We start from the raw sequence: 25,813 nt of genomic DNA on the forward strand, positions 1-25,813 counted from the left end.
AAACATCGACAATTATGAAAAGACTTATTATAAGAATTCCGCTTTTTATGATGGCGGCAGGTTTACTGGTAACGGGGTGTAAGAAATCTGAAATTGACAAAGCTTATTATAATCCCAACGGGTCTGCTACTGCCAGCATTCCTACATTATATTCAGGGTTGCTGTTTAACGAGAGAGTATTGCCCAAATATTGGGGGCTGTATACTTTTGAGGTACCGATGATGGGTACCTATGCTCAGACAAACGGGCAAAATCTTACCAATAAAGTATACGAACAATCGGTCAATTATACGAAAGACCGCTGGGATTATTTTTATACCACGACCATTGCCCGGTACCGTGAAATTGAGAAGTATTATAATGGCCTTACCAGCGATGCCGACAAAGCCGGTTTTCAGTTATTCCTGGAAACGGCCCGCATCTTTGTGTATGATCAAACTGCACAAATGGTAGACTTGTGGGGTGATATTCCTTTTTCAACAGCCGGTCAGTTGAATACAACCGGCAATATTGTGCTCGCTTCTTACGACAAAGGCGAAGACGTTTATAATACGATCTTAACCGACCTCAAGCGGATCTCCGATTACCTGGCGTCAGTAAAACCTGACCCATATTATCAGGGGCAGTTAACTTCTTCTGATTACATGAATAAGGGTTCACTGACCAAATGGCGGAAATATTGCAACTCGTTGATGCTGCGTTTGGCCATGCGGATCTCTTATAAGGATGAAGCTAAAGCCAAGGGAATTGTGCAAACGATCCTGGGCAATGTAAATCAATACCCTTTGATAGACACTTATCAGGAAAACATAACAATTACACCTTCTACAACCGGCAGTAACCTCACTGCTATAAACGATATACAGGAAGGGTTTAAAGCCAGTTCATATGCTCCTGGAAAAATGGTTGACGAAATTATGGTGCCGGCTAATGATCCGCGCCTGCCTATTTTGTTTACGCCCAATAAGGATAGTGTGTATCATGGTGTACCCTTTGACTGGAATTCTACCCGGGTGGCCGATTCAGTACGTGAGAACTATTTCTCCATGTGGGATTCAACCACCTTCACTCAGAATAATGTATTCCCCGGTATCGTAGAAACCGCTGCCGAAGTTCAATTCCTGAAAGCAGAAGCCTATGAAAGATGGGGCGGAGGAAACGCTAAAGCAGCATATGATGAAGGTGTTAAACAGTCAATTTTGTTTTATTGGATGGTGAATAAGAACAGTAGACAAAAGGGTGATTTCAGGTATGGGGAAGAAAAGTTTGATGAACCTAAAGACGTAGATATTGCCGCTTTCCTGGCAAATCCGCTTATTGCTTATGGCACCAACAACCTGGAAAAGATCGCTACGCAGAAATGGATCGATTTCGGCGTGATACAGGCACACCAGGCATGGGCCGAATACCGTCGTACAAAATTACCTAAATTAACATACCCTGTTGATGGATCATCGGTGACAGCACCGGCTCCGCCTAACCGGTTACTGTATCCGGGTACAGAGGCTTCATTAAATTCAACTAATTATGCAGCGGTAAAAAGCCGTGATAACATAACAGCTAAAGTTTTTTGGGACGTAAAATAAGTTTATATTAAGTGTTGAGAGTTCGCCCCCGACGTTCCCGTCGGGGGCTTTTTTTTGCCCTGAGCGAAGTCGAAAGGTTATATTAAGTTCCAATTGCTTAAATTGACACATCAATACCATTAACATGGAGATAATTATTGTAACGCTGCTGGTTGCCTTATTACTGGTAGCCATCATTACCATGGTATTTGCCTGGCGGGCTACCACTGCCAGAAATAATACCGACTGGATGGCGGTGAAATATAAAATGGAAAGCCTGTGGACAGAAATTGCGCGTATTGAAACGGCCGTGAAACAGGAGATGGTGACCAACCGGCAGGAGACCGGCGACAATACGCAACGTATACGGGCAGAACTGGCGGCTTCGTTGAAGAACTTTGGTGAACTCATTAACCAAACCATGGCCAGTGCCAGCACCGTTCAAAAAGATAATTTCTTTGCTTTGTTAAGTAAACAAAGCGAACAGAATAATGCAACCACCGCGCGCTTAGACCAAATGCGTGAAACACTGGAAAAGAAAATGGGCGAGCTGCAAACCGGTAATGAACGCAAGCTCGATGAAATGCGGGCAACGGTTGATGAGAAATTGCAAAAGACATTGGAGACCCGGTTGGGGGAATCGTTTAAACTGGTAAGCGAACGGTTGGAAGCGGTGCATAAAGGGTTAGGGGATATGCAACAACTGGCCACGGGGGTAGGCGATCTAAAACGGGTGCTTACCAACGTGAAAGCAAGAGGGGTGTTGGGTGAGTACCAATTAGAAGGTATACTGGAGCAAATACTTACCATTGATCAATATGGCCGGAACGTAAAAACAAAAGAAGGCTCCAATGCATTGGTGGAGTTTGCTGTAAAGCTGCCCGGCCGTGGGGATAAGGATAAACCCATGTGGCTGCCTATTGATTCAAAGTTCCCGAAAGAAGATTTTGAAGCGCTGCTGGATGCCTATGACAAAGCATTGCCCGATTTGGTTGAAGAATACCGGAAAAGCTTTATAAAGGGCATCAGGAAATGTGCGCTGGATATAAGCAGCAAATATGTTGATCCGCCGAATACAACAGATTTTGCCATTCTGTTTTTACCCTTCGAAAGTTTGTATGCCGAAGTGTTGCGTACGCCGGGGTTATTTGAAAGTATTCAACGTGAATATAAGATCATCATTACCGGTCCAACCACTTTATCGGCCCTGCTCAATAGTTTGCAAATGGGTTTTAGAACACTGGCTATTGAAAAACGGTCGGGCGAAGTATGGCAATTGCTGGGCGCGGTAAAAACAGAGTTTGGCAATTTTGGCGGCATACTGGAAAAAACACAGAAGAAATTACAGGAGGCCAGTAATGTAATAGAACAGGCAGGGGTAAGATCGAGAGCAATTGAAAAGAAATTGCGGGCGGTGCAGGAACTGCCAAAAGAGGATGCTGTTGCGTTAATTGGAAAACCAGATCCATTGAATGTAAAAGACGATCGTGAACCAGGCGATGAGGAGTGACCATCTCCAAAATAGTAAAGCCGGATCTTGCAATTCTCCGGCCTTACGTTAGAAAATCTTAACAACTGTTGCTCCTCGAGATAAGTAGGGTTACTACACCAGATTATTAACAGCGCGCAATATACGCTAAAATGACAGTGGCCTACTACTTACCGGTAGTAGGCCACTGCAATAATTTATCCACGCTTATATTTACTAAGTAATGATCGTTGTTTTAAGAAAGGGTACTCGTAAAAGCCCTATAATATACTTGCCGGTAACTATAAAAGGGTGAGGTTTTTGGCTTTATAAGCCTGTAGTTCATTGCTGTCTGGCGGTAGTTCAGTAATTAAATAATCGATCTCATTAAGATCGGCAATTTTCATTTGCATGACCGAATTCATTTTTTCAGAAATGGTCAGTACGGCTACTTTGTCAGCGGCATTGATCATGGCTTTTTTAACCTGGATGGTTTCCCAGTCAGAGTCGGTGAGGCCGCTGTTGGGGTCAATGGCGTTAATGCCCAGCACGCACAGGTCAGCTTTAATATTGCTGAGGTATTGAAAAACTTCGCCGCTTACGGTCATCTGGCTGTAAGTAGAAATTTGTCCGCCGATCACAATGGTCTTTATCAAAGGTTTATCAAGCAGTTCAACAGCGGTAAGTACATTCACAGTAATAAAAGTAGCGCGTAAAGTGGAGGGGATCTTTTTAATAAACTCTCTTATGGTAGTACCGCCGCCAATCAACACGATCATATCCTCCTTCAATAATTGCAGCGTTTTATCGGCGATGACCTCTTTGTGTTGTTGCGAATAGGTTTGCGATTCGTGCCCAATATGATAAGCTGCAGACATTACACCGCCTTTTATCCGGATCACCTGGCCTTCTTCGGCCAGTTCATTTACATCGCGCCGGATGGTATCTTCCGAAACGTCTATCAGTTTTACCAGGTCGGTAAACATCAAACGGGTATGGATGTTCACCTGTTTGGTGATCAGTTTCTTCCTTTCCTTTTTTTGCAAGGCAACCGGCACCGGCGTATTTGGGTTATTGTTTGTCATAATCTATAGTCACATTATATAAGGTTGGGTACAGCTTCAGTTGACAAAATTCAAACTTTTACTACGAAATAAATAAGCTTATCCAGGGTTTGCAACATTTTATTTTCTAATAGCAATTATAACTGGCAAAATTTAAAAATCCGCTATTTCTGCAATCTTTGCAATAATACAAAGAATGCAAATATTTTGCAAAGATAATAACGCCCGGCCCCATCTTCCAAAAAATACTGATTTTCATAATTATCTATTGATTAATAGTTGTTTATCAGCTAATCTATAAAAGGAGCTTTCTAATTCTCTCAACTCGGCTCGATTTAACTATTTGCAGAAATAATTTCAATAATTGCAAATTATTTGCAGTTTGTATTCGTTTTGTATTTAAATTGTATCAGAATTCGCAACGTAACCAAACATTTCTACTCAACTCAAATGCTTATGAAACGAGTCAAAACAATTGCTTCGGGCAACCTGCTGCTGTGTTTCTTTCTGCTGATCTCGCTCTCAGGTATGTCCCAGTCTGCCCTGCTAAAAGGGGTAGTAAAAAATGAAGCTGATCAGGCAGGCATTCCCAATGCCACTGTAATCCTCACCCTCGGTAAAAGCCAAATTTCAACGACCACAGACATTAAGGGGAATTTTATCCTTGCCTATCCTGCCGGTAACCAGGCTACCTCTTTTCAATTGACTATTTCCTCTGTAGGCTTTGAAAAAAAGCAACTTACTGTTGAAGCCGGTCAGGCCGCCATAAGCGTTTCATTAAAAGCAGGCGGTGGCGATGTGCTCGACAATGTGGTGGTAACCGCGTTGGGTGTTAAAAAAGATCGTAAAGCGGTTGCCTATGCTGTTTCTGAAGTAAAAGGAAGCGAATTCACGCAGGCCCGGGAAAACAATATTGCGAACGCATTATCTGGTAAAATTGCCGGTGTTAACGCCGCCGGGCTGTCAACCGGTCCGGGTGGTTCAAGCCGGGTTACCATTCGCGGTAATGGCTCCATGGTTGGCGATAACCAGCCATTATATGTTATTAACGGTATGCCGCTCGACAATACCGTTCCGGGCGGGGCGCCGACTGTAAATGGCACCACCAGCAACGTTGATAAAGGCGATGGTATTGCCGGCATTAACCCCGATGATATAGAATCTATCTCCGTATTGAAAGGCGGTACGGCGGCTGCCTTATATGGGTCACGCGCCAGTAACGGGGTTATTCTCATTACTACAAAAAAGGGCCGGGCACAACGCGGTATTGGCGTTGAATACAATTCCACTCTTACTATGGACAATGTAGCCGTTATTCCCGATTTTCAATATACATACGGCCAGGGCCTCGATGGCGTAATACCCACTACTTTATCCGATGCCCAGGCCTCAGGAAGAAAATCATGGGGTGCGCCTATTGATGGTTCTACCAATTATATGGGCGTAGATGGAAAGACCCATCCCTACGTAGCCCAGAAGAAGAATCTCCAGAACTTTTATCAAACCGGTACCACCTTTACCAATAGCCTGGCATTTTTAGGTGGCAGCGACAATTTCAACTACCGCTTTTCTCTTGCTGACCTCAACAGCAAAGGCATTTTGCCAGGTACCACGTATAAACGAAAAACTTTCAACGTTGCCCTTAATGGCAAGGTTGGTTCTAAAATAAATATCGAGGCGCTGGCCCAGTACAACCTGGAACAGGGACATAACCGCACAGGGGCCGGTGATGCATTGGGCAATCCCAATTGGACGCCGCTCGAAATTGCCAATACGGCCGATGTGAATTGGATAAAACCCGGTTATGACTCCGCCGGTAATGAAACCATCTGGAATGATGCCGCCATTGCTTCGAACGGTTATTTTGTGATCAATAAATGGAAGGAGGACGATGTAAAGAACCGCTTTATAGGCCAGGCTTCTATCTCTTATGAGCTCCTGAAAAACCTGGTAATTAAAGGGACCGTAAGCCGTGATTTTTATAATTACAATTATTACAATGTACTGCCTACCGGCTCCTTGTATACGCCGCTGGGTGAATACGTGGGGTTGAAATCGGACCTGTCTGAAACAAACAGCATGTTGAATGTTACTTACAGAACAAGGTTCGCCCAGAATTTTGGGCTCTCTGCCATGGTAGGGGGCAACTCCCGCAGGTTTGCGAACAAAGAGCAGAATATTACCGGTAAACAATTTATCATTCCATACTTCTATAGTGTTAGCAACCTGGCTTCTTCCAGTATCCGGCCGGTTACTGCACGCTCCACTACCAATTCAATTTTTGGTTCTGCCGACTTTGATTATAAGAACCTGTTCTTTTTAACCTTTACAGCGCGTGAAGACTGGTTCTCTACTTTAAGTGCAAACAACAATCATATTTTTTATCCCAGTGTAGGTGGTAGCCTGATCCTGTCCGATGCTTTGGAGTTGCCTACGTTTATCACCCTGGCCAAATTGCGCGGTTCCTGGGCGCAAGTGGGCGGCGGTACTCCTGATCCCTATGCTATTTATCAAACTTACAGCAATGTGCCCAGTTCAGGCCAGCCTTTGTTAAATGTAACACAGGATGTAAACCTGCAGAACTATATCCCCAATCCAAACCTGAAACCTTATACCTCTACTACCTATGAAGGTGGTTTTGAATTGCAAACATTCAATAACCGGTTAGGTCTTGACTTTACTTATTACAACCGTCAAACTACGAATGACATTGTAAAAACGACCATCTCTTCCACCTCGGGTTATAATTCAGTGATCATGAATGTGGGGGAATTAAGGAACAGGGGTATTGAAATGCTGTTGACCGGCAGGCCTGTGAGTCGCGCTAACTTTAGCTGGAATATAAGCTACAACTTTGCATATAATGAAAGCAGGGTAGTGGAGCTGGCGCCTGGGTTAACCTCTGTTCAAATAGCTAATACCGTTAATAACTGGGCCTTTTTACAACACATAAAGGGGCAGCCTTATGGAACTATTGTGGGCACCACCATGAAAAAAGATGCGCAGGGCAATGTAATATTTAACCGGGGCAATCACCTGCCGGTAATGAGCGACCTGATGCCTTTGGGAAACAGCGTGGCCCCTTACACCATGGGTATTACCAACGATTTCCACTATCATAACTGGGGGTTGAATATTTTGCTCGATGGAAAATTCGGTAACAAGATCTTCTCCATTTTTGAAGTGTATGCCACCCGTATGGGCAAGTTAAAAAGCACTCTGCCTGGTCGTGATAAAGGCCTGGAGTTAAAAGGCGTTGATCAGAATGGTGCGCCCTACGATACCACCATTACACAGGCCGGCGGTGTATTGCGCAACTACTACGATAATTATAAAGTGTATTCTGATCTGTTTCTGCATGATGGCAGTTTCATCAAATTGCGTCAGGTAATTCTGTCCTATAATCTCCCGGTAAGCAAAATAAAATTTGCAAAGGTCCAGGCGGCCAGCGTTTCATTTGTGGCCCGCAACCTGTTCATCCTGTACAGGGATACCAAAAACTTCGATCCTGAACAAAGCTTTACCAACAGTAATGCGCAGGGTTTTGAATCAATTGGCTTGCCCCGTACCAGATCATATGGCATGAACCTTACCATTAAATTATAATTACCAAAACAGAAGAACAATATGAAAAATATAATAAAATATGCTGGTGGTTTACTGGGGCTTGTGGGTTTGTTTTCACTGCAATCGTGCGACAAGGATTTTGAGAGCACCAATACGAATCCGGAAACTACGGCCAAAGTATATCCTCAATACGTGTTTACAAAAGCCCAGTATGATGGCACTGCCAATATGATGAATTTCTTGTTGGGCACTATGCAGTATACAACCAGTTATAATGATGTGGCGGGTTTTGGGTCAAAATACAATGCTGCCCAGATCTCACAAACATACAAGGCATTTGACGATGCCTATCCAAAGGAGATCAATGAATTAGGGCTCGTGATCAAAGCTGTAAAAAATGAGCCTTCTCAGGTGAATCTGTATGCAGAGGCCAGAATATGGAGGGTTTACTGTTTTAGCCGCCTCACCGATCTGTATGGCGACATCCCTTATTTTCAGGCCGTGTTGGGCAATGATTCTTTTGTCTTCAAGCCGGCGTATGATCCGCAAAGCGCTATTTATGCCGATCTGTTATCGGAGCTGGATGCTGCCGCGCAAAGTCTCGATGCTGCAAAGGTAACTTTTGGCGCATCCGATCTGATCTATGGAGGTGCTACTGACAAGTGGAAAAAGTTCGCTTATTCCCTGATGTTGCGATTGGGCATGCGCATGACAAAAGTAGATGCCAATGCAGCCAAAAACTGGGTCACCAAAGCCATTGCCGGTGGCGTGATCACTACCGATGATGATATTGCCAAAATGAGTTATTTATCTGCTGGTCAGGATATCAATAAAAATCCACTGGCATTTAACCTGTGGAACAGTGATTATATTGCCCAGAATGGCAATACCAATACAGAAGGTGGTAAATACCACGAGGTATTCATTTCTTATTTGAAGAGCACCAACGATCCCCGGTTACCGATGATGGCGGTTGTATGGAATAACAAAGTTGCCGATACTTCGGTAGGGCTGGCGAAAGGCATGCCGGCCACATTGACCAATGCCAAGCCTGCTAATTTTATCACCTATAGCGAGCCCAATCCTAAAACACTGTTGTTGATGAATTCACCCCGCCTGGTGTTTACAGCTGCGGAATCTTATTATCTGTTGACTGAAGCTGCTTTGAGAGGTTGGTATAATGGCGCCACGGCCAGCTCCCTGTATCAGAACGGTATTCGGGCAGCCATGCGGCAATGGTCGCTTATTGGTGGTAAAGATGGGACTGTTGCCCCAACTGCCATCGACAATTATGTAACGGCCAATGCGCTTAATACCGGCGGGTCTTTCGACGATCAAATGAAACAGCTTTATACGCAATTCTGGGTGAGCATTTTCCCTGATGCCCAGGAAGTATTTGCCAGCTTCCGCCGAACCGGTTACCCTGCCCTGGTGCCCAATAATTATGCAGGAAATGCAACCGGTGGCAAGTTCTTTAGAAGAATGCTGTATCCGCTCACCGAGCAAACCCTTAATGCCGACTCTTATCAGACTGCTATAAGCCGGCAGGGAGCAAACGATCTGTTAACTCACATCTGGTGGGATAAATAACGGCACTCGGCAATAGATTTTTGGCGGCGTTAGATAGTTATGAGTATAAATAGTCGCGAGTCACGTCTGCCGTCTGCCGTCTGCCGTCTGCCGTCTGCCGTCTGCCGTCTGCCGTCTGCCGTCTGCCGTCTGCCGTCTGCCGTTTCACGATATTCAAACGTTCTCGTACACAACAAGTAGGTTTTAAGTGTAATAAAGAGGGCATGTCTATGCCCTCTTTTACTAAATAAAATGAACGTTCCTGACAAAACCCGTACAGGTGGTAACGTTAGACGTCCGTTCATCCGCAACGGCCATGGATTTGTCAGGCAAAGTAATAAACTTTAAACCCACAACAGCTGCCATTAAAAATTTGGATCCCTAAGCTATGAAGCGCATACGTACATATCTGGCGATTATATCATTGATTGCAATGCCTTTGTTGACATTGGCACAGGCAGGTAGCCAGATAGTACCGGCCGTTGTCCCTTTGCCAGTAACAATAACCCCTTCTACAGACTTTTTCTTTATTATTCCCACCACCAGGATTGTGGCAACAGACCATTCCTTAAACAAAATTGCCGAACTATTAAATGGCTATGTGATGGCCTGCGGTGGTAAGCCATTATCAAAAGTTGCTGCTGCCCCCACCAGTAACTTTATTTCCCTGGCCATCGATTCAGCGGGCATTCCGGATAAAGAAGGTTATTTGCTTCAAATTGATAATAGGTCCATCCGTTGTGTTGGTCATGATGCCAGTGGGGTGCTGTATGGTTTGCAAACATTACGGCAATTATGGAGTGCAGGTGCGCATAAATTAAAAGTGCCCGGTTATACCATCGCTGACCATCCTCGTTTTGATTACCGGGGGATGGCGTTGGATGTAAGCCGGCATATGTTCCCGGTTTCCTTTATTAAGAAGTACCTCGATGTGCTGGCGCTGTACAAGTTCAATACCTTTCACTGGCACCTGACCGATGACCAGGGCTGGCGGATAGAAATAAAGAAATACCCGCAATTACAATCGGTGGCTGCCTGGCGAAATGAAACATTGATCGGTCATAAAAAAGAACTACCCCATCACTTCGATGGAAAACGATATGGCGGGTATTACACCCAACAACAAATAAAAGAAGTTGTGCAGTATGCGGCCGACCGGCAAATCACCGTCATTCCTGAAATTGAAATGCCCGGACACGCCTCCGCAGCCCTGGCGGCCTATCCATCATTGGGTTGTACCGGCGGGCCGTATAAGACCGCTACCTTCTGGGGTGTGTTTGATGACGTGTATTGCGCAGGCAGCGATAGCACTTTTCTGTTTTTGCAGCAGGTGCTCGATGAAGTAATGGAACTATTCCCTTCGAAATATATACATCTTGGCGGTGACGAATGTCCCAAAACAAGATGGAAGGTCTGTGCAAAATGCCAGCAACGAAAAAAAATGTTGAACCTTCCGGATGAACATGCCTTGCAGAGCTATTTCATTCAACGCATGGAGCAATACGTAAACAGCAAAGGTCGGCATATCATCGGTTGGGATGAAATTCTGGAAGGGGGATTGGCGCCCAACGCAACCGTTATGAGCTGGCGCGGTGAAGAAGGCGGCAAAGCTGCCATTGCCCAAAAGCACCGGGTTATTATGACGCCGGAAACAAATTGCTATTTTGATTATTACCAATCGTTATACAGCCAGGAACCGCTTGCGGCCGGTGGCTTCACCCCGTTGCAAAAAGTATATGGTTATGAACCACTGGCCGGAAGTACTGATAGTGCTACCACCACTTATCTGGCAGGGGTGGAAGGACAGGCCTGGAGCGAATACTATACCAGCGAAGCGCAGGCCATGTACATGATCTTTCCTCGTGCACTTGCTTTGGCTGAGTTGGCCTGGACTCCGGCTGACCAACGCAATTATGGTGATTTTCTGGGGCGGTTACGCAGACAGACATCGTTGCTGCTAACAGAAAAGCTGGCTTACGATCCTTACTTTGATGACATTACCTATACAGCCGCATCACAAAGTGGCGCTTTACAGATAAATTTGCACAGTTCTCTACCCGGCAGTGAGATCAGGTATACCACCGATAATACGACGCCTACCTGGCAGAGTGCCTTATATACCAGTCCAATAGAAATTAAAAATACCTGTACAGTAAAGGCGGTGCTCTTTAATAAGCAACAACAACCTACCGGCCGGTTGTTCCAACAATCATTTCGTATACATAAAGCAGTAGGCGCATCCGTAATTTTGCAGAATAAACCCATTGACCGGTTCAACCCCGGTAATACAACCCTTGTAAATGGCCTGTTTGGCAGTAATCGCTATAATGATGATCAATGGCTGGGTTTTAGTGGCAATGACTTGCAGGCGGTGATCGATTTGGGCCGCATACAAAGGGTGGAGCGACTGGCGTTGGGGGTATTGAATTATCACTGGCAACGGATGTGGGCACCGGTTACCCTTCTATTGCTAGCTTCAACAGATGGGGAACATTATACGGAACTATACCGGCAGGATTCATTTCCAGTGAATGGTATCAATAAACTGGAGGTGAAGGTAAAGCCGGTACAGGCGCAATACATAAAAGTGATCGGTACCAACAAAGGGGTGATACCGGCAGGTGAATATGGCGCTGGTGGTAATGCCCTGTTATTGATAGATGAAATTGTAGTTGAATAAAAATAAGCGTAAGAAATGTCCATACTAATCGTATTGCTTTGCATTGTTTTGCTGATCCTGCTGATAACGTGGGGAAAGTTGAATGCTTTTCTGGCATTTTTAATTGTTTCAATATTGGCGGGATTGTTATTGAGATTGCCGGCAGAAAAAATTATGTCGGCAGTGCAACAGGGCATGGGCGATACGTTGGGATCACTGGTAAGCATAATTTGTTTGGGCGCCATGTTGGGCAAACTGGTGGCGGAGAGCGGGGCGGCGCAAAAAATTTCGTCTGTATTGATGAACGCTTTTGGTGTTCGTTATTTGCAATGGGCATTAATGATCACTGGCTTTATCATTGGCATTCCCTTGTTTTATGGAGTGGGCTTTGTGCTGATGGTGCCACTGATCTTTTCTGTTGTATACCAGTATAAATTACCTGCCGTGTATATTGGGTTGCCAATGTTGGCCGCCTTATCGGTAACGCATGGTTTTTTGCCACCACATCCGTCACCTACTGCGCTGGTAACACAGTTTGGGGCCAGCATGGGCATCACGTTATTATACGGATTGTTCATTGCCATTCCGGCTATTATCGTTGCCGGCCCGTTATTTTCAAAAATTGTTAGGCATATTAAGTCCGAGCCCCTGGAGCTCTTCAAACCCCAGCCGATAGATAAAGCAAAACTACCGGGTACAGCCAATAGCTTTATAACCTCTTTGTTGCCGGTGTTCCTGCTTACGGCAACCACGTTGTTGAGTTACTTATTTAGGAGCGACCAATCACTAAAAGGTACATTGACCCTGATCAGTGAGCCAGGGCTCATTATGCTGGTATCGGTATTGATTGCAGCGCTTACCCTGGGCATTGGTAGTGGCAGGTCCATGAGATCGGTAATGGCTATTTATGGCGATGCGGTGAAGGATGTGGGAATGATCCTGCTGATCATTGCTGGTTCAGGCGCCTTAAAACAGGTATTGACAGACAGCGGGGTTAGCAGGCAAATTGCTTCAGCATTAGGAAGCTGGCCCGTTCACCCATTGATACTGGCCTGGTGTATGGCTGGCATCATTCGCATTTGTGTGGGTTCGGCTACTGTAGCAGGATTAACAACCGCCGGCATCATTGCCCCATTATTAACCAGTTCAACGGTAAACCCTAACCTGATGGTATTGTCAGTGGGTGCTGGCAGTTTGTTGTTTTCGCATGTGAACGATGCTGGGTTTTGGCTATTTAAAGAGTATTTCAATTTGAGCATAAAAGACACGTTAAAGACCTGGTCGGTGATGGAAACAATTGTGGCCGTAACCGGACTGGCTGGTGTAATGATCCTGAATTCCATAATAGGTTAATATAAATAACAAACATTAGAACATGAACGCAGAAGAAAGATTCAAAAAGCTTGGATTAGTATTGCCCCCGGCTCCCACACCATTGGGAGTGTACAAACCTTATTTGATCGATGGTAAGTATCTGTATTTATCAGGCCATGGGCCAGTGCGGGAAGATAAAACGCTCATCATTGGCCGTATAGGCAGTGAGTTGAATATGGATGAAGGAAAGCTGGCAGCCCGGCAGGTAGGACTTACCATGTTGTCAACGATCTGCACACATGTTGGCAGTCTTAATAAAATAAAACGGGTGCTTAAAGTGCTGGGTATGGTGAATTGTACGGCTGAATTTGAACGGCATCCCTATGTGATCAATGGATGCAGTGAATTGTTTGCCGAAGTATGGGGCGAAGAGAATGGCATCGGCGTTCGCAGTGCGGTAGGCTTTGGTTCTTTACCTGATAATATACCGGTTGAGATTGAGGCTATGTTTGAGTTGGTTTAAGGGGAATGGGCTATAGGCAATGGGAGAAAGGCAAAAGGAGGGAGGTAAGAAGTAAGAGGTAGGAAGTTGACCAGTTGATCAGTTGACCAGTTAACCAGGTTATTAATCTAAATAGTCGCCAACCGTCTGCCCGTTTGCCGTTTGCCGTCTGCTGTCTGCCGTTTGCAGATTCAGGATTGCCATTTGCCGTGGGGCAATTCATTAATAAAAAAGCATCACATTAGGTTTTTCGTTATAATTGTTAAAAGCACTTAATGATGATGACACCCAGTCCTGTTCAGTTAACCGCATTTGGCGAATTTATGATGCGGTTGCACAGCGCCGGATCGCAACGTTTTTTACAGACCCAGGAGTACAAAGCGTATTATGCAGGAGCAGAAGCCAATGCCTGCGTGTTGTTGTCGCGCCTGGGTGTTACTACCAGGTATGTTACCCGTGTTCCGCAAAATGATATTGCACTGGCTGGCATACAGCAATTGCAAAGTCATGGTGTGGCTACCGACCAGGTTGTATATGGCGGTGAAAAGCTGGGGCTGTATTTTACAGAGCCGGGTAATCATATCCGCCCAACACGGGTGATCTACGACCGGGCAGGTTCTTCTTATGCAACCTTGCAACCCGGGATGATAGATTGGAAAAGGGCATTAAACGATACGAGGTATTTTCACTGGTCAGGGGTGGCGCCTGCTGTGTCACAAAGCGCTGCTGATGTGTGTGCCGAAGCATTGAACATAGCAAAACAGCACGGAGTGATCATTTCAGCCGATTTCAATTACCGCAGCACTTTGTGGAAATATGGAAAGAAGGCCGCTGATATTATGCCGGCCTTATTGCAACCCAGTGAAGTTGTTGTGGCTGATCTGGATTCCGCAGCCGTATATTATGACATCTATACAAATGAAAATGCCACTTTGGAAGACAGGTTTAAACAATGCTGTGAATCATTGCAAAAGCACCTGCCAGCTATGAAAACACTGGGCATGAGCTTTCGTAAGACCGATGGACCCGTACATATATATTCAGGAGCGCTCTGGCACAATGGACAGTATTATTTTTCAGCCGGTTATCGATTGCCCTTTATCACTGATCAGATTGGCACGGGTGATGCATTCACTGCCGGGATATTATACGGGCTTATGAATAAGCTGGGACCAGCTGCCATCATCGAATTTGCAATAGCCTGTGGTTCATTAAAGCAAAGCATCCAGGGCGACTGGGCGATCATTTCTAAATTAGAAGTTGAACAATTTATACAGACTGGCTCATCGGGAAGGATTATTAGATAATGCGAGAAGTCGTCACCGGTTCCCGGTAGCCGGCAACAGGCCCCCAATTTAAAATCTCAAAATCCACAATTAAGAATTTAGCATGTTTATCATAGATGCACATTTAGATCTAAGCATGAATGCCATGGAATGGAACCGGGATCTGCGGAAACCGGTAATGGACATTCGCAAACGGGAAGCTGGATTAACCGATAAACCAGACCGGGCCAAAGGCACGGTGGCCTTGCCAGAATTACGTCAGGGCAATATTGGCCTTGTGGTAGCAACGCAAATAGCCCGCTATATAGAACCAGGTAGTTGGTTACCCGGCTGGCATTCGCCCGAACAGGCCTGGGCGCAAACCCAGGCGCAATTGGCCTGGTACAAAGCCATGGAGGCCGCCGGTGAAATGGTAATGATAAAAAATAAAGTGGATCTCGAAAGCCATTTGGCCTTGTGGTTAAATGGCGAGCCCAATGATAATAAACCCATCGGTTATATTTTGAGCCTTGAAGGGGCAGATTCCCTGGTGACTTTAAAGCACCTGGAAATGGCCCAGGCATACGGGCTACGGGCAGTAGGTCCGGCCCACTATGGCCCCGGACGCTATGCCAATGGTACCGATGCAACCGGTGGACTGAGTGTTATGGGCAAAGAATTGGTGCGGGAAATGAACAGGTTAAACCTGATACTGGATGCCACACATTTATGTGATGATGCTTTTTGGGATGCACTGGCTATTTTCAAAGGGCCGGTATGGGCCAGCCATAACAATTGCCGGGCCCTGGTAAATCACAACCGCCAGTTCAGTGATGACATGATAAAAGCATTGATAGAAAGAGATGCCGTAATTGGCGGGGCACTCGATGCGTGGATGATGGTACCTAATTGGGTGCGACAGCAGAGTACCCCTGAAGGGATGGACTGCAATCTCGAAAAAATGCTCGATCACCTGGATCATATTTGCCAGCTGGCAGGCAACACCCGGCATGTGGGTATTGGTACCGATCTTGACGGCGCTTTTGGTAAAGAGCAGTCGCCCTATGATCTGGAAACCATTGCCGATCTGCAAAAGATCCCAACGCTGTTGACTAAACGTGGGTATACGCCCGCAGATGTGGAAGCCATCATGCATGGCAACTGGTTGCGTTTCCTCCGCAAAGCCTGGCAGTAAAAAGCCGGGGTTAAATGTTTAAAATTTGGTTAAAGCATGCCGGGTTTTGTTAAACAAGCAGGGCCCGGCACCCCAAAAAAATGTTCTTCCAAATGGGTAAATAAGTCCCGAATTCCTTGTTTTACCGGTAAATGTATATTGGGTGTTTAATTAATAACTGCTTAAATATAAGGTAGTTATTAAAAGTTTTTTTACTATCTCCGCTTTAAAGGGTAGATTTATGAACAATAGGCACAAAAATGGCTTATAGCAGCATGACTGTCATTGCGGCCACCTAAGCTTCGATACCCTTCCGTCCAACCTTTCCCCCCTGGTCTGTAGTAAATAAGGTTAGCACAAAACATACAAGCTTTATTAAAATAATTTGATAACCCAACGGTTGTGTAGAAAGCAGCCGTAGTATAATAACTTAAAACCACTATGAGCAAATTATACTATACTGAATTTTATTGACTTAAGAACTAGTTATGAAGATCGTACATGTTGTAGAGCCCTTTGCTTCCGGTATAGCGGTATTTGTTCAGTCGATCGTGCAAAACCTGCGGGATGACTATCATATAGTTATCCATGGAGAGCGGGAATATGTAATGCGTACAACAGAGATCATAAAATATTTTCCTGAAGACAATGTACAGTTCATCAGGTGGCGTTCTGCACAACGGAGTATAAGCCTGGTAAAAGATACCGCAGCGTTGGTAGAGCTTTGCAAATTGTTGCAAAAACTAAAAGCGCAGAAGATGGTGGATGCGGTGCACCTGCATTCCAGCAAAAGTGGTTTCCTGGGGCGGCTTGCCTGCCGCATAATGAACATTACCAATGTGATCTACACACCCAATGGCGCTCCATTCCTGTTAAGTAATTTAATAGCTGTTAACTTATTGTATAAACTTTTTGAAAAACTGGGCTCTTCTTTTGGTGGAAAAGTCGTTTGCAGTTCACAATCTGAACAGGCTGCCTATCGCAAGCTGGGTATTAAAGCGCTGAATATCAATAATGGCATAGCTGTTAATACAAGCCATTACACGCCGGGGGAAGCACCGGTTGATACCGGAAAATTCAGGATCGTTACCTGTGCCCGCATTGTGCAACAAAAGAACCCGGTACTTTTTAATGCTATTGCCACGCATTTTAAGGATTTTGATCATTTTGAATTTATCTGGGTAGGGGATGGCGAAGATCGGCACCTGCTTACCTCGCCCAATATTACCATCACCGGCTGGCTTCCGCAGACTCAGGCGTTGGAATTGATCAACAGTTCCCATTTATATTTATCCACTTCTCAATACGAAGGTTTATCGTTTTCCGTTTTGGAAGCATTATCACTCCGTAAAACTGTCCTGTTAAAAAATTGCATTGGAAACCGGGATATTGTAAAAAAAGGCCTGAACGGCGATTTGTTCGCCAATGAGCAGGACGCTATCGTAAAGATCTTTCAATACTATAATAATCCGGCTATGTTACGAATAATGGGTGAATATTCCGGCTGGCTTTGCCATAAGGAATTTAATGTAGATACCACTTGTTTGGGGTATCGGAATTTGTATCAGCGTGTTTAAATAATAAAGTACAATAAGCATAAATAAATGACTATGGATATTTCAGTAAATGGGTTGAAAGAGAGGAGTGAAGCAACAAAAAATGTAACAAACGGACATGCCATAACCGATCCTGCCTATAAACAGATCAATGAAAAATTGGAGCAGATCACCCGGCATCTGTTGCAGGAAAATGAATATAAACAACAGGTAATAGACGAGCTGCGTCTTGATATTGAAAAACTGCAAGAAGAGATCGGCCAGAAAAATTCGGAAACAGCCAGGTTAACTGAACAACTTAACCAAAGCGGCCAGCATGTAGAAGGCCATCGCCAACTGATCAATAAATTATTGAACGACATAGAGCATATTCAGAACGATATCGAGTGGTATAAACGCACCTATGAGCGCAGAAGCATATGGGGCGTATTGAAAGAAAAACTAACTAAAAGGAAATAACCAAACAGACTGTCACACCCCGCCTGTAATACCCGGGCGGTTTTTCTGCATCCAGTTCACGCCTAACCAACAGGACGGAACATCGCCGCACAAAGCAACCCGTATTGCCATTTTATCCGTCTACACTATCTAAGGACGAAAGGCCACCGTCCCGCCTCACTTATCCGGACAGCTACTCATCATATAACACAAACTCCGCATCCGTCCGGAATAAAGAGGTGTGCGCAGGCAAAATATTCTGGGATTTAAATAATCGCTGGGGAACTTTTTAAAATCCGGCTGGTATCGTTGAAAATTTGTTGCCAGTACTTAGATTTGAGCGTTCTCTTTTCCAATATCCGCAATATCCGGTAATAGTTACCGAAGTATTTTTTGCAGATTATTAATATTTAAACCAGCATCCCGATTATGTTCATCAATTCATCACCAAAACGGTTGATCTCGCGGGCGCTTATCCTTTTATTTATTGTACTCTCGACATTTACAATGCATGCGCAGGACCAGGGCGTGCATCCGCAATCAACAAAATATGAATGGCCTACCGACCCGGCTGTAAAAGAAAAGCTGGAGCATTGGCGCGATCAGAAATTTGGCATGATCATACACTGGGGATTGTATGCAGTGCCTGGCATGATAGAGTCCTGGGCTTTGTGTTCAGAAGATTGGGTCACGAGGGACACCAACAGCGATTATGGTGAATTCAAAAAATGGTATTGGGGCTTAAAGAAAGATTTTAATCCTACTCAATTCAATCCCGACCAATGGGCGCAGGCTGCAAAGGATGCAGGGATGCGTTACCTGGTGTTCACCACCAAACACCATGATGGCTTTTGTATGTTTGATACAAAGCAAACAGATTTCAAGATCACCAATGGGCCATTTGCCAATAACCCCAAAGCCAATGTGGCTAAATATGTATTTGATGCCTTTCGGCAGAAAGGGCTGATGATCGGCGCATATTTTTCAAAACCAGACTGGCATTGCCCGTATTACTGGTGGCCCATGTATGCCACGCCCGATCGCAATAACAACTACGACATTCGAAAACATCCCAGCCGCTGGGTCCAGTTTAAACAGTATACGTATAACCAGATCAGTGAACTGATGCATGATTACGGTGCTATGGACATCTTGTGGCTCGATGGTGGCTGGGTGCGGCCGTTGGAAACAGTTACCGAAGAGGTAAAAGGCTGGGGCGCTGCCATCCCCGCGTGGAGCCAGGATATTGATATGCCTGCCATTGCCACCATGGCCCGTCAGGCGCAACCTGGGTTATTGATCGTTGACAGAACGGTGCATGGCCCTTATGAAAATTATCAAACACCCGAACAACGGGTGCCGGATAAACAACTCGATCATCCCTGGGAAAGTTGCATTACGCTGGGCAATGCCTGGGGGTATGTACCCAATGATCAATTAAAAACATCAGCAAAGGTCATTCACCAATTAATTGAAGTAGTAGCAAAAGGCGGTAGTTTGTTATTGGGCGTTGGCCCTACGCCGCAAGGCACGCTGCCTGAACCGGTTGTACAACGCCTAACGGAGATCGGCAGCTGGTTGAAGGTAAATGGCGAGGCCATCTACAATACCCGTCCCATTCAGGGGTATCAAAGCGGCAACGTGTATTTTGTGCAATCGAATCACAGCAAATCGGTGTATGCACTGGCATTGCTCGATGAGAACAGTCCCGTACCGGCCACCATTGAATGGAATGTAAACGTACCGGCGCCAGGTTCCAAAATTAAATTGTTGTCAACCGGCGCACCGGTTAAATACACGGTGAAGAATGAAAAGGTAATAATAACGGTGCCGCCTGCCGTACAAAAAATAAAAGGCAGTCCGGCACTGGCATTTGAGTTTATTGTGGCGGCTGATTGATGACAAAGAGCCCTGAGCGCAGTCGAAGTGGCCCCTTGTTAAAAACGAATAATTACATTATATAATCAGAAGCAAATATGAGATTTAGGAAAGGCTTTATTACGATCGCCATAGGAGCATTGGTTTCTCTTGGCTTTTTAACGCCACGAGGCAAAAAAATAGATCCACCGGCGCCGGTAGGTCCTGTGCCTACGGCAAGCCAACTGGCCTGGCAACAAATGGAGACCAATGCCTTTGTACATTTTACCATTAATACATTTACAGATCGCGAATGGGGATTAGGCAGTGAAAGTCCAAAACTATTTAACCCCAGCGCTACCGATGCCATGCAATGGGCACGCGTGTTAAAAGAAACCGGGTTCAAACAAATGATCCTTACCTGTAAACACCACGACGGATTTTGTTTGTGGCCCACCAAATACACAGAACATTCAATAAAGAACAGTCCGTATAAAAACGGCAAAGGCGACATTGTAAAAGAAGCATCCGATGCCTGTAAAAAATATGGATTGAAGTTTGGTGTTTACCTATCTCCCTGGGACAGGAACCGGGCAGACTATGGCACCCCGGAATACATCACTTATTATCGCAATCAGCTAAAGGAATTGTTCACCAACTACGGGCCGGTGACAGAAATGTGGTTCGATGGCGCCAATGGTGGAGAGGGCTATTATGGCGGCGCCAATGAAAAAAGGAAGATCGACGGCAGGACCTATTATGACTGGCCAACTACATTAGCGATGGTTCGGCAAATACAACCTAATGTTATTTTCTTTAGCGATGCAGGACCGGGTGTGCGTTGGGTTGGCAATGAAAGAGGAGAAGCTGGTGAAACAAACTGGAATACCATAACTCCGGATACTTTGTATGCTGGTAAAGCAGGGATTGAAAAATTATTGAACGAAGGTGCTGAAGATGGTACCCAATGGATCCCGGCAGAAGTAGATGTATCCATCAGACCTGGCTGGTTCTATCACAAAAAGGAAGATTCACTGGTGAAAACACCTGAGCAGCTTTTTAATATTTACCTCACTTCGGTAGGCCGTGGTTCGGTATTGTTGTTAAATGTACCACCCGATCAACGGGGTCTTTTTAATGAAAAAGATATAAAAGCCCTGTATGGCTTTCGCAATCTGCTGAACCGCGAATTAGGCAAAAGCAAAGCATTGGGCGGCACCGCAACGGCCAGTAATTACCGTGGAAAAGAAAGTGCATACGCTGCTGCCAATGTTATAGATAACAATCCCGATACCTATTGGGCAACAGATGACGGGGTGACCACTGCCTCCCTGGAAATAAATACCGGCAAACTGCAAACCATTAAATATGTGATGCTGCAGGAATATATCAAACTGGGACAACGGATAAAATCATTTACGGTGGAAGTGCAGAATAATGAAGGCTGGCAACAGGTGGCAGCTGGTACCACCATCGGGTATAAACGTATTTTAAAACTTACCCCCGTAAAAGCCGGCAAGGTGCGGATAAATATCACCGCTTCAAAAGCCTGTCCGGTTATTTCCAATGTAGCCATTTATTAATAACAATTACAAACAATAGTAGCGGCATATTATGGGCAAAAGCAACTGGTTGCTGAGTAGTTTGTTAGGCATCTTGTTCACAGGAACTGTTACAGCGCAGGGAAGTCATTCATTTGAAATAAAGGATGGACAATTTATATACGATAACAAACCGGTCCAAATACATTCGGGTGAAATGCACTATGCCCGTATTCCGGCGCCCTATTGGCGGCATCGGTTACAAATGATAAAAGCAATGGGACTGAACACGGTGGCTACCTATGTGTTCTGGAACTATCACAACCCTTCACCAGGTGTATGGGATTTCACCACCGGTAGCCATAACATCAGGGAATTTTTACGTATTGCCAAAGAAGAAGGCATGTTTGTAATTCTTAGGCCAGGTCCGTATGCCTGTGCTGAATGGGAATTTGGTGGGTATCCCTGGTGGTTATTGAAAGACACCAACCTGGTGATAAGGTCGTACAACCAACCTTTTTTAGATTCCTGCAAAACATACATTAATAAACTGGCTGCGCAGGTAAAAGACCAGTTGGTAAGCAACGGCGGCCCCATTATTATGGTGCAGGTGGAAAATGAGTTTGGTTCCTATGTTGCGCAAAGAAAAGACATTCCGCTGGCGGAGCACCGCCGTTATAATGAAGCCATTCATCAATTATTGATCAGGTCCGGGTTAACCGGCCCGTTTTTTACATCAGATGGGAGCTGGTTGTTTGATGGTGGTTCTATACCTGGAGTCTTACCTGCCGCAAATGGCGAAGACAATGTTGAGAACCTGAAAAAAGAGGTGAACAAATACCATAACAACCAGGGGCCGTATATGGTGGCGGAATATTATCCCGGCTGGTTGCATCATTGGACGGAACCCTTTCCTAACATTCCAACCAAACAGGTTACTGAGCAGATAAAAAAATACCTTACAAACGACGTAAATTTCAATGTATACATGGTACATGGCGGTACCAACTTTGCATTTACTTCGGGCGCCAATTACGACAAAGACCATGATATACAACCTGACCTCACCAGTTACGATTACGATGCGCCTATTACCGAAGCAGGCTGGGCATCCGCCAAATATCTGGCTGTGCGGGAGTTGATGAAACAATATGTAAAATACCCCGTGTCTGACATCCCTGCCCAAATACCCGTAATCACCCTGCCGCCCATTCAGTTAAACAGGTCGATGGATGTATTTGACTGGAAAAAGACATTGAAACCTGTTGTGGCAGATACCCCTTTAACCTTTGAGACGCTGAACCAGGGACATGGTTATGTGCTGTATAGTAAACGATTCAACCAACCCATGCAGGGAACTTTACAAATAAAAGGATTGCGTGACTATGCCGTAGTATATGTAAATGGAAAGAAAGTAGCCCTGCTTGATCGCGTGAAAAAGCAATACACGGCAACAATAGCTATTCCTGCCAATGGCATACTGGATATACTGGTTGAAAATATGGGCCGCATCAATTATGGCAGCGAGATCGTGCATAATAATAAAGGCATCATTTCACCGGTGTTGATCAACGATCAGGTTGTTACGGGCAACTGGAATATGTACCAACTTCCATTTAATCGGCAACCTGTTGTGAATGCGGGCAAGCAGAAAAATGGAAAAGCAGCATTGTACAGCGGTACGTTTACCATAACCAAACCAGGCGATGTGTTTTTGGATATGCACAGCTGGGGCAAAGGGATCGTCTTTGTAAATGGACACAACCTGGGACGGTATTGGCAGGTAGGACCACAGCAAACCCTTTATTTACCCGGTTGCTGGCTAAAAACCGGAACGAATAATATTGTAGTGTTTGAGCAGTTGAATGAAGGTATAAAGCCGGAAATTCCTACTGTGATGAAGCCTGTGTTAACTGAGCTGAAGAGTGAAAACTAGGAAAACGGACGGGATATCCCTCCCGATGCATCTGGAGGGCGCGGTGGGTAGCACATAAACAAAGATAAAAAGGGAGTGGGTGTTTTTTTGTAAACCCACCCCAACCTCCCGCAAAGCGGGACAGACTCTCCCGGGAGGGTATTTAAAACCTCACTAACAATCTTCCATCATGAATAAAAGCATTTCATTTCTACTAAGTTGTTTACTTGTAATAAATGCATCCGCACAAACTAATGCAGTGTTCCGTAACATGCAGCAACCCATTGAAGCCCGGGTAAATGACCTGTTGCATCAGTTGACGCTGCAGGAAAAGATTTCGCTGTTGGGGTATCGCAGCAAGGAAGTAGAACGATTGGGGATACCTGCTTACAACTGGTGGAACGAAGCCTTGCATGGCGTAGCCAGAGCAGGCCTTGCTACGGTTTTTCCGCAAGCCATTGGCATGGCTGCTACCTTTAACGACGACCTATTAAAAGAAGCCGCCAATGTTATTTCAACCGAAGCACGCGCCAAATACAATTTATCCCTGGCACAGGGCCGCCATTTACAATACATGGGCCTCACTTTCTGGTCGCCCAATATCAATATCTTTCGTGACCCACGCTGGGGGCGAGGGCAGGAAACTTATGGTGAAGACCCTTTCCTGACAGCCCACATGGGAACGGCATTTGTAAAAGGGTTGCAAGGGAACGACAACCGCTATTTAAAAGCATCGGCATGCGCCAAACACTTTGCCGTGCATAGTGGACCGGAGAACGGTCGCCATACATTTAACGCCATAGTAGATGAAAAAGACCTGCGGGAAACCTATCTCTATGCCTTTCATGCCCTGGTTGATGCGGGTGTGGAATCTGTTATGTGCGCCTATAACCGCGTGAATGACCAACCCTGTTGCAGTGGTAATTATTTATTGAACAACATCCTGCGCAATGAATGGAAATTCAGGGGCCATGTTGTTACCGACTGCGGGGCACTGGATGATATATTTATGCGCCATAAAGTAATGCCCTCTGGTGTTGAGGTGGCAGCTGCTGCCATCAAGGCTGGCGTGAACCTCGATTGTTCTAACGTATTACAACGGGATGTGGAGAAAGCAGTAGAACAAAAACTGTTGACCGAAAAAGATATCGACAGCTCACTGGCGCATCTGTTGCGCACCCAAATAAAACTGGGTTTTTATGACGATCCTACAGCCAATCCTTTTTATAAATATGGCGCCGATAGCGTGGCCAATACGGCACATGCTGCGCTTGCGCGTACTATGGCCCAGCAAAGTATGGTGCTGTTGAAAAATGACAACCAGTTATTGCCGTTGGATAAAAAGAAATATCCCGCCATTATGGTGCTGGGCAGCAACTCCGCTTCCATGGATGCCTTGTTGGGTAACTATCATGGGGTGAGTAACCGCGCAGTAAGTTTTGTGGAGGGCATTACCAATGCAGTAGATGCAGGGACGCGCGTTGAGTACGATCAGGGCAGCGATTACAGCGATACCACCCACTTCGGCGGCATTTGGGCCGCAGGAAATGCCGACATTACCGTTGCCGTAATTGGTTTAACACCCGTATATGAAGGCGAAGAAGGCGATGCATTCCTCGCAGCAAAAGGGGGCGACAAACCCGACATGAATTTACCGGCGGCACATATAGCTTTTATGAAAGCTTTGCGCAAAGCAAATAAGAAACCCATTATAGCAGTAATTACTGCTGGCAGTGCTGTTGATATTTCTGCCATAGCACCATATGCCGATGCCATCATCCTGGCCTGGTATCCTGGTGAACAGGGTGGTAATGCACTGGCCGATATTTTGTTTGGAAAAATATCACCCGCCGGTCGCTTGCCCGTAACCTTTTATCAGTCATTTGCCGATGTACCGGCATACGACAATTACGCCATGAAAGGAAGGACCTACCGCTACTTCAATGGCAACGTGCAATATCCTTTCGGTTATGGATTAAGTTATACCTCGTTTGCCTATGAATGGCAAAAAATGCCGGCGAACATCCGCACTGCCAAAGACAGCATCTCTTTCTCTATAAAAGTAAAGAATACCGGCAGCATCGACGGGGATGAAGTAGTACAGGTATATGTTGAATATCCGCCAGTTGATCGTATGCCGTTAAAAGAATTAAAGGCCTTTAAACGTGTGTTTGTAAAAGCAGGTGCCGAAGAAACCGTGCTCTTGACCATTCCTGCAGCCGATCTGCAAAAGTGGGACCTGGCCACCAATGGCTGGAAGCTGTACCCCGGCTCGTATAATATATTTGCCGGTGGTAATTCAACCGATAAGAAGATTGTTGCTACTATTAAAGCTGGTGGAAAGAAGTAGGGGTCGGCA

General features: G+C 45.3%; 16 protein-coding genes. 15 read left to right on the top strand and 1 reads right to left on the bottom strand.

Annotation, left to right across the window (positions count from 1 at the left end; translation table 11 throughout):
- Nucleotides 1-14 precede the first annotated feature (14 nt).
- Together J7I42_RS10420 and J7I42_RS10425 are read left to right on the top strand one after the other, a co-directional pair.
- A complete protein-coding gene (locus tag J7I42_RS10420; protein ID WP_209138716.1) occupies nucleotides 15-1,586 on the top strand; it encodes a SusD/RagB family nutrient-binding outer membrane lipoprotein in 1,572 nt (523 codons plus the stop codon).
- Nucleotides 1,587-1,710: 124 nt separating this feature from the next.
- The gene (locus J7I42_RS10425) at nucleotides 1,711-3,075 is read left to right on the top strand and encodes a DNA recombination protein RmuC (RefSeq protein ID WP_209138717.1); all 1,365 of its coding nucleotides are present in this window, start codon (nucleotides 1,711-1,713) and stop codon (nucleotides 3,073-3,075) included.
- A 260-nt stretch (nucleotides 3,076-3,335) separates the two neighbouring features.
- On the opposite strand, the gene J7I42_RS10430 is transcribed toward J7I42_RS10425, so the two are convergent.
- Complete coding sequence (locus J7I42_RS10430; protein ID WP_209138718.1) at nucleotides 3,336-4,118, bottom strand: DeoR/GlpR family DNA-binding transcription regulator; 783 nt, start codon at nucleotides 4,116-4,118, stop codon at nucleotides 3,336-3,338.
- 435 nt (nucleotides 4,119-4,553) lie between these two features.
- Between J7I42_RS10430 and J7I42_RS10435 the strand changes: the two genes are divergently transcribed.
- The 13 genes from J7I42_RS10435 (at nucleotide 4,554) to J7I42_RS10495 (ending at nucleotide 25,804) form a co-directional block, all read left to right on the top strand.
- Complete coding sequence (locus J7I42_RS10435; protein WP_209138719.1) at nucleotides 4,554-7,703, top strand: SusC/RagA family TonB-linked outer membrane protein; 3,150 nt, start codon at nucleotides 4,554-4,556, stop codon at nucleotides 7,701-7,703.
- Between the two features lie 21 nt (nucleotides 7,704-7,724).
- The gene (locus tag J7I42_RS10440) at nucleotides 7,725-9,254 is read left to right on the top strand and encodes a SusD/RagB family nutrient-binding outer membrane lipoprotein (RefSeq protein WP_209138720.1); all 1,530 of its coding nucleotides are present in this window, start codon (nucleotides 7,725-7,727) and stop codon (nucleotides 9,252-9,254) included.
- A 367-nt stretch (nucleotides 9,255-9,621) separates the two neighbouring features.
- Entirely contained in the window at nucleotides 9,622-11,913 is a 2,292-nt protein-coding gene (locus J7I42_RS10445; protein ID WP_209138721.1) for a glycoside hydrolase family 20 protein, read from the top strand.
- Between the two features lie 15 nt (nucleotides 11,914-11,928).
- Nucleotides 11,929-13,245, top strand: coding sequence for a gluconate:H+ symporter (locus J7I42_RS10450; RefSeq protein ID WP_209138722.1), 1,317 nt, complete (start codon nucleotides 11,929-11,931; stop codon nucleotides 13,243-13,245).
- Nucleotides 13,246-13,267: 22 nt separating this feature from the next.
- Nucleotides 13,268-13,729 (top strand): RidA family protein, encoded by a 462-nt coding sequence (locus J7I42_RS10455; RefSeq protein WP_209138723.1) that lies wholly within the window; start codon nucleotides 13,268-13,270, stop codon nucleotides 13,727-13,729.
- 254 nt (nucleotides 13,730-13,983) lie between these two features.
- Nucleotides 13,984-15,015 carry a sugar kinase gene (locus tag J7I42_RS10460; RefSeq protein ID WP_209138724.1) on the top strand — a complete coding sequence of 344 codons (1,032 nt, stop codon included), beginning with the start codon at nucleotides 13,984-13,986 and terminating at the stop codon, nucleotides 15,013-15,015.
- An 82-nt stretch (nucleotides 15,016-15,097) separates the two neighbouring features.
- Entirely contained in the window at nucleotides 15,098-16,168 is a 1,071-nt protein-coding gene (locus J7I42_RS10465; protein ID WP_209138725.1) for a dipeptidase, read from the top strand.
- Nucleotides 16,169-16,635: 467 nt separating this feature from the next.
- Nucleotides 16,636-17,724, top strand: a complete 1,089-nt coding sequence (locus tag J7I42_RS10470; protein WP_209138726.1) for a glycosyltransferase — start codon at nucleotides 16,636-16,638, stop codon at nucleotides 17,722-17,724.
- Nucleotides 17,725-17,757: 33 nt separating this feature from the next.
- Nucleotides 17,758-18,162 carry a kinetochore Spc7 family protein gene (locus J7I42_RS10475; RefSeq protein ID WP_209138727.1) on the top strand — a complete coding sequence of 135 codons (405 nt, stop codon included), beginning with the start codon at nucleotides 17,758-17,760 and terminating at the stop codon, nucleotides 18,160-18,162.
- Nucleotides 18,163-18,570: 408 nt separating this feature from the next.
- Nucleotides 18,571-20,040, top strand: coding sequence for an alpha-L-fucosidase (locus tag J7I42_RS10480; protein ID WP_209138728.1), 1,470 nt, complete (start codon nucleotides 18,571-18,573; stop codon nucleotides 20,038-20,040).
- A 77-nt stretch (nucleotides 20,041-20,117) separates the two neighbouring features.
- A complete protein-coding gene (locus tag J7I42_RS10485) occupies nucleotides 20,118-21,581 on the top strand; it encodes an alpha-L-fucosidase (protein ID WP_209138729.1) in 1,464 nt (487 codons plus the stop codon).
- 31 nt (nucleotides 21,582-21,612) lie between these two features.
- Nucleotides 21,613-23,475 carry a beta-galactosidase gene (locus J7I42_RS10490; RefSeq protein WP_209138730.1) on the top strand — a complete coding sequence of 621 codons (1,863 nt, stop codon included), beginning with the start codon at nucleotides 21,613-21,615 and terminating at the stop codon, nucleotides 23,473-23,475.
- 169 nt (nucleotides 23,476-23,644) lie between these two features.
- A complete protein-coding gene (locus tag J7I42_RS10495) occupies nucleotides 23,645-25,804 on the top strand; it encodes a glycoside hydrolase family 3 N-terminal domain-containing protein (protein ID WP_209138731.1) in 2,160 nt (719 codons plus the stop codon).
- Nucleotides 25,805-25,813 lie beyond the last annotated feature (9 nt).

It is taken from the genome of Niastella soli, from assembly GCF_017742245.1.
In the GTDB taxonomy this organism is placed as follows: domain Bacteria; phylum Bacteroidota; class Bacteroidia; order Chitinophagales; family Chitinophagaceae; genus Niastella; species Niastella soli.

Coding starts and splice junctions, on each gene's coding strand:
- J7I42_RS10480 (WP_209138728.1), top strand. CDS start 18,571: ATGTTCATCAATTCATCACCAAAACGGTTGATCTCGCGGGCGCTTATC.
- J7I42_RS10435 (WP_209138719.1), top strand. CDS start 4,554: ATGAAACGAGTCAAAACAATTGCTTCGGGCAACCTGCTGCTGTGTTTC.
- J7I42_RS10470 (WP_209138726.1), top strand. CDS start 16,636: ATGAAGATCGTACATGTTGTAGAGCCCTTTGCTTCCGGTATAGCGGTA.
- J7I42_RS10425 (WP_209138717.1), top strand. CDS start 1,711: ATGGAGATAATTATTGTAACGCTGCTGGTTGCCTTATTACTGGTAGCC.
- J7I42_RS10450 (WP_209138722.1), top strand. CDS start 11,929: ATGTCCATACTAATCGTATTGCTTTGCATTGTTTTGCTGATCCTGCTG.
- J7I42_RS10455 (WP_209138723.1), top strand. CDS start 13,268: ATGAACGCAGAAGAAAGATTCAAAAAGCTTGGATTAGTATTGCCCCCG.
- J7I42_RS10490 (WP_209138730.1), top strand. CDS start 21,613: ATGGGCAAAAGCAACTGGTTGCTGAGTAGTTTGTTAGGCATCTTGTTC.
- J7I42_RS10460 (WP_209138724.1), top strand. CDS start 13,984: ATGATGATGACACCCAGTCCTGTTCAGTTAACCGCATTTGGCGAATTT.
- J7I42_RS10445 (WP_209138721.1), top strand. CDS start 9,622: ATGAAGCGCATACGTACATATCTGGCGATTATATCATTGATTGCAATG.
- J7I42_RS10430 (WP_209138718.1), bottom strand. CDS start 4,118: ATGACAAACAATAACCCAAATACGCCGGTGCCGGTTGCCTTGCAAAAA.
- J7I42_RS10495 (WP_209138731.1), top strand. CDS start 23,645: ATGAATAAAAGCATTTCATTTCTACTAAGTTGTTTACTTGTAATAAAT.
- J7I42_RS10420 (WP_209138716.1), top strand. CDS start 15: ATGAAAAGACTTATTATAAGAATTCCGCTTTTTATGATGGCGGCAGGT.
- J7I42_RS10465 (WP_209138725.1), top strand. CDS start 15,098: ATGTTTATCATAGATGCACATTTAGATCTAAGCATGAATGCCATGGAA.
- J7I42_RS10440 (WP_209138720.1), top strand. CDS start 7,725: ATGAAAAATATAATAAAATATGCTGGTGGTTTACTGGGGCTTGTGGGT.
- J7I42_RS10485 (WP_209138729.1), top strand. CDS start 20,118: ATGAGATTTAGGAAAGGCTTTATTACGATCGCCATAGGAGCATTGGTT.
- J7I42_RS10475 (WP_209138727.1), top strand. CDS start 17,758: ATGGATATTTCAGTAAATGGGTTGAAAGAGAGGAGTGAAGCAACAAAA.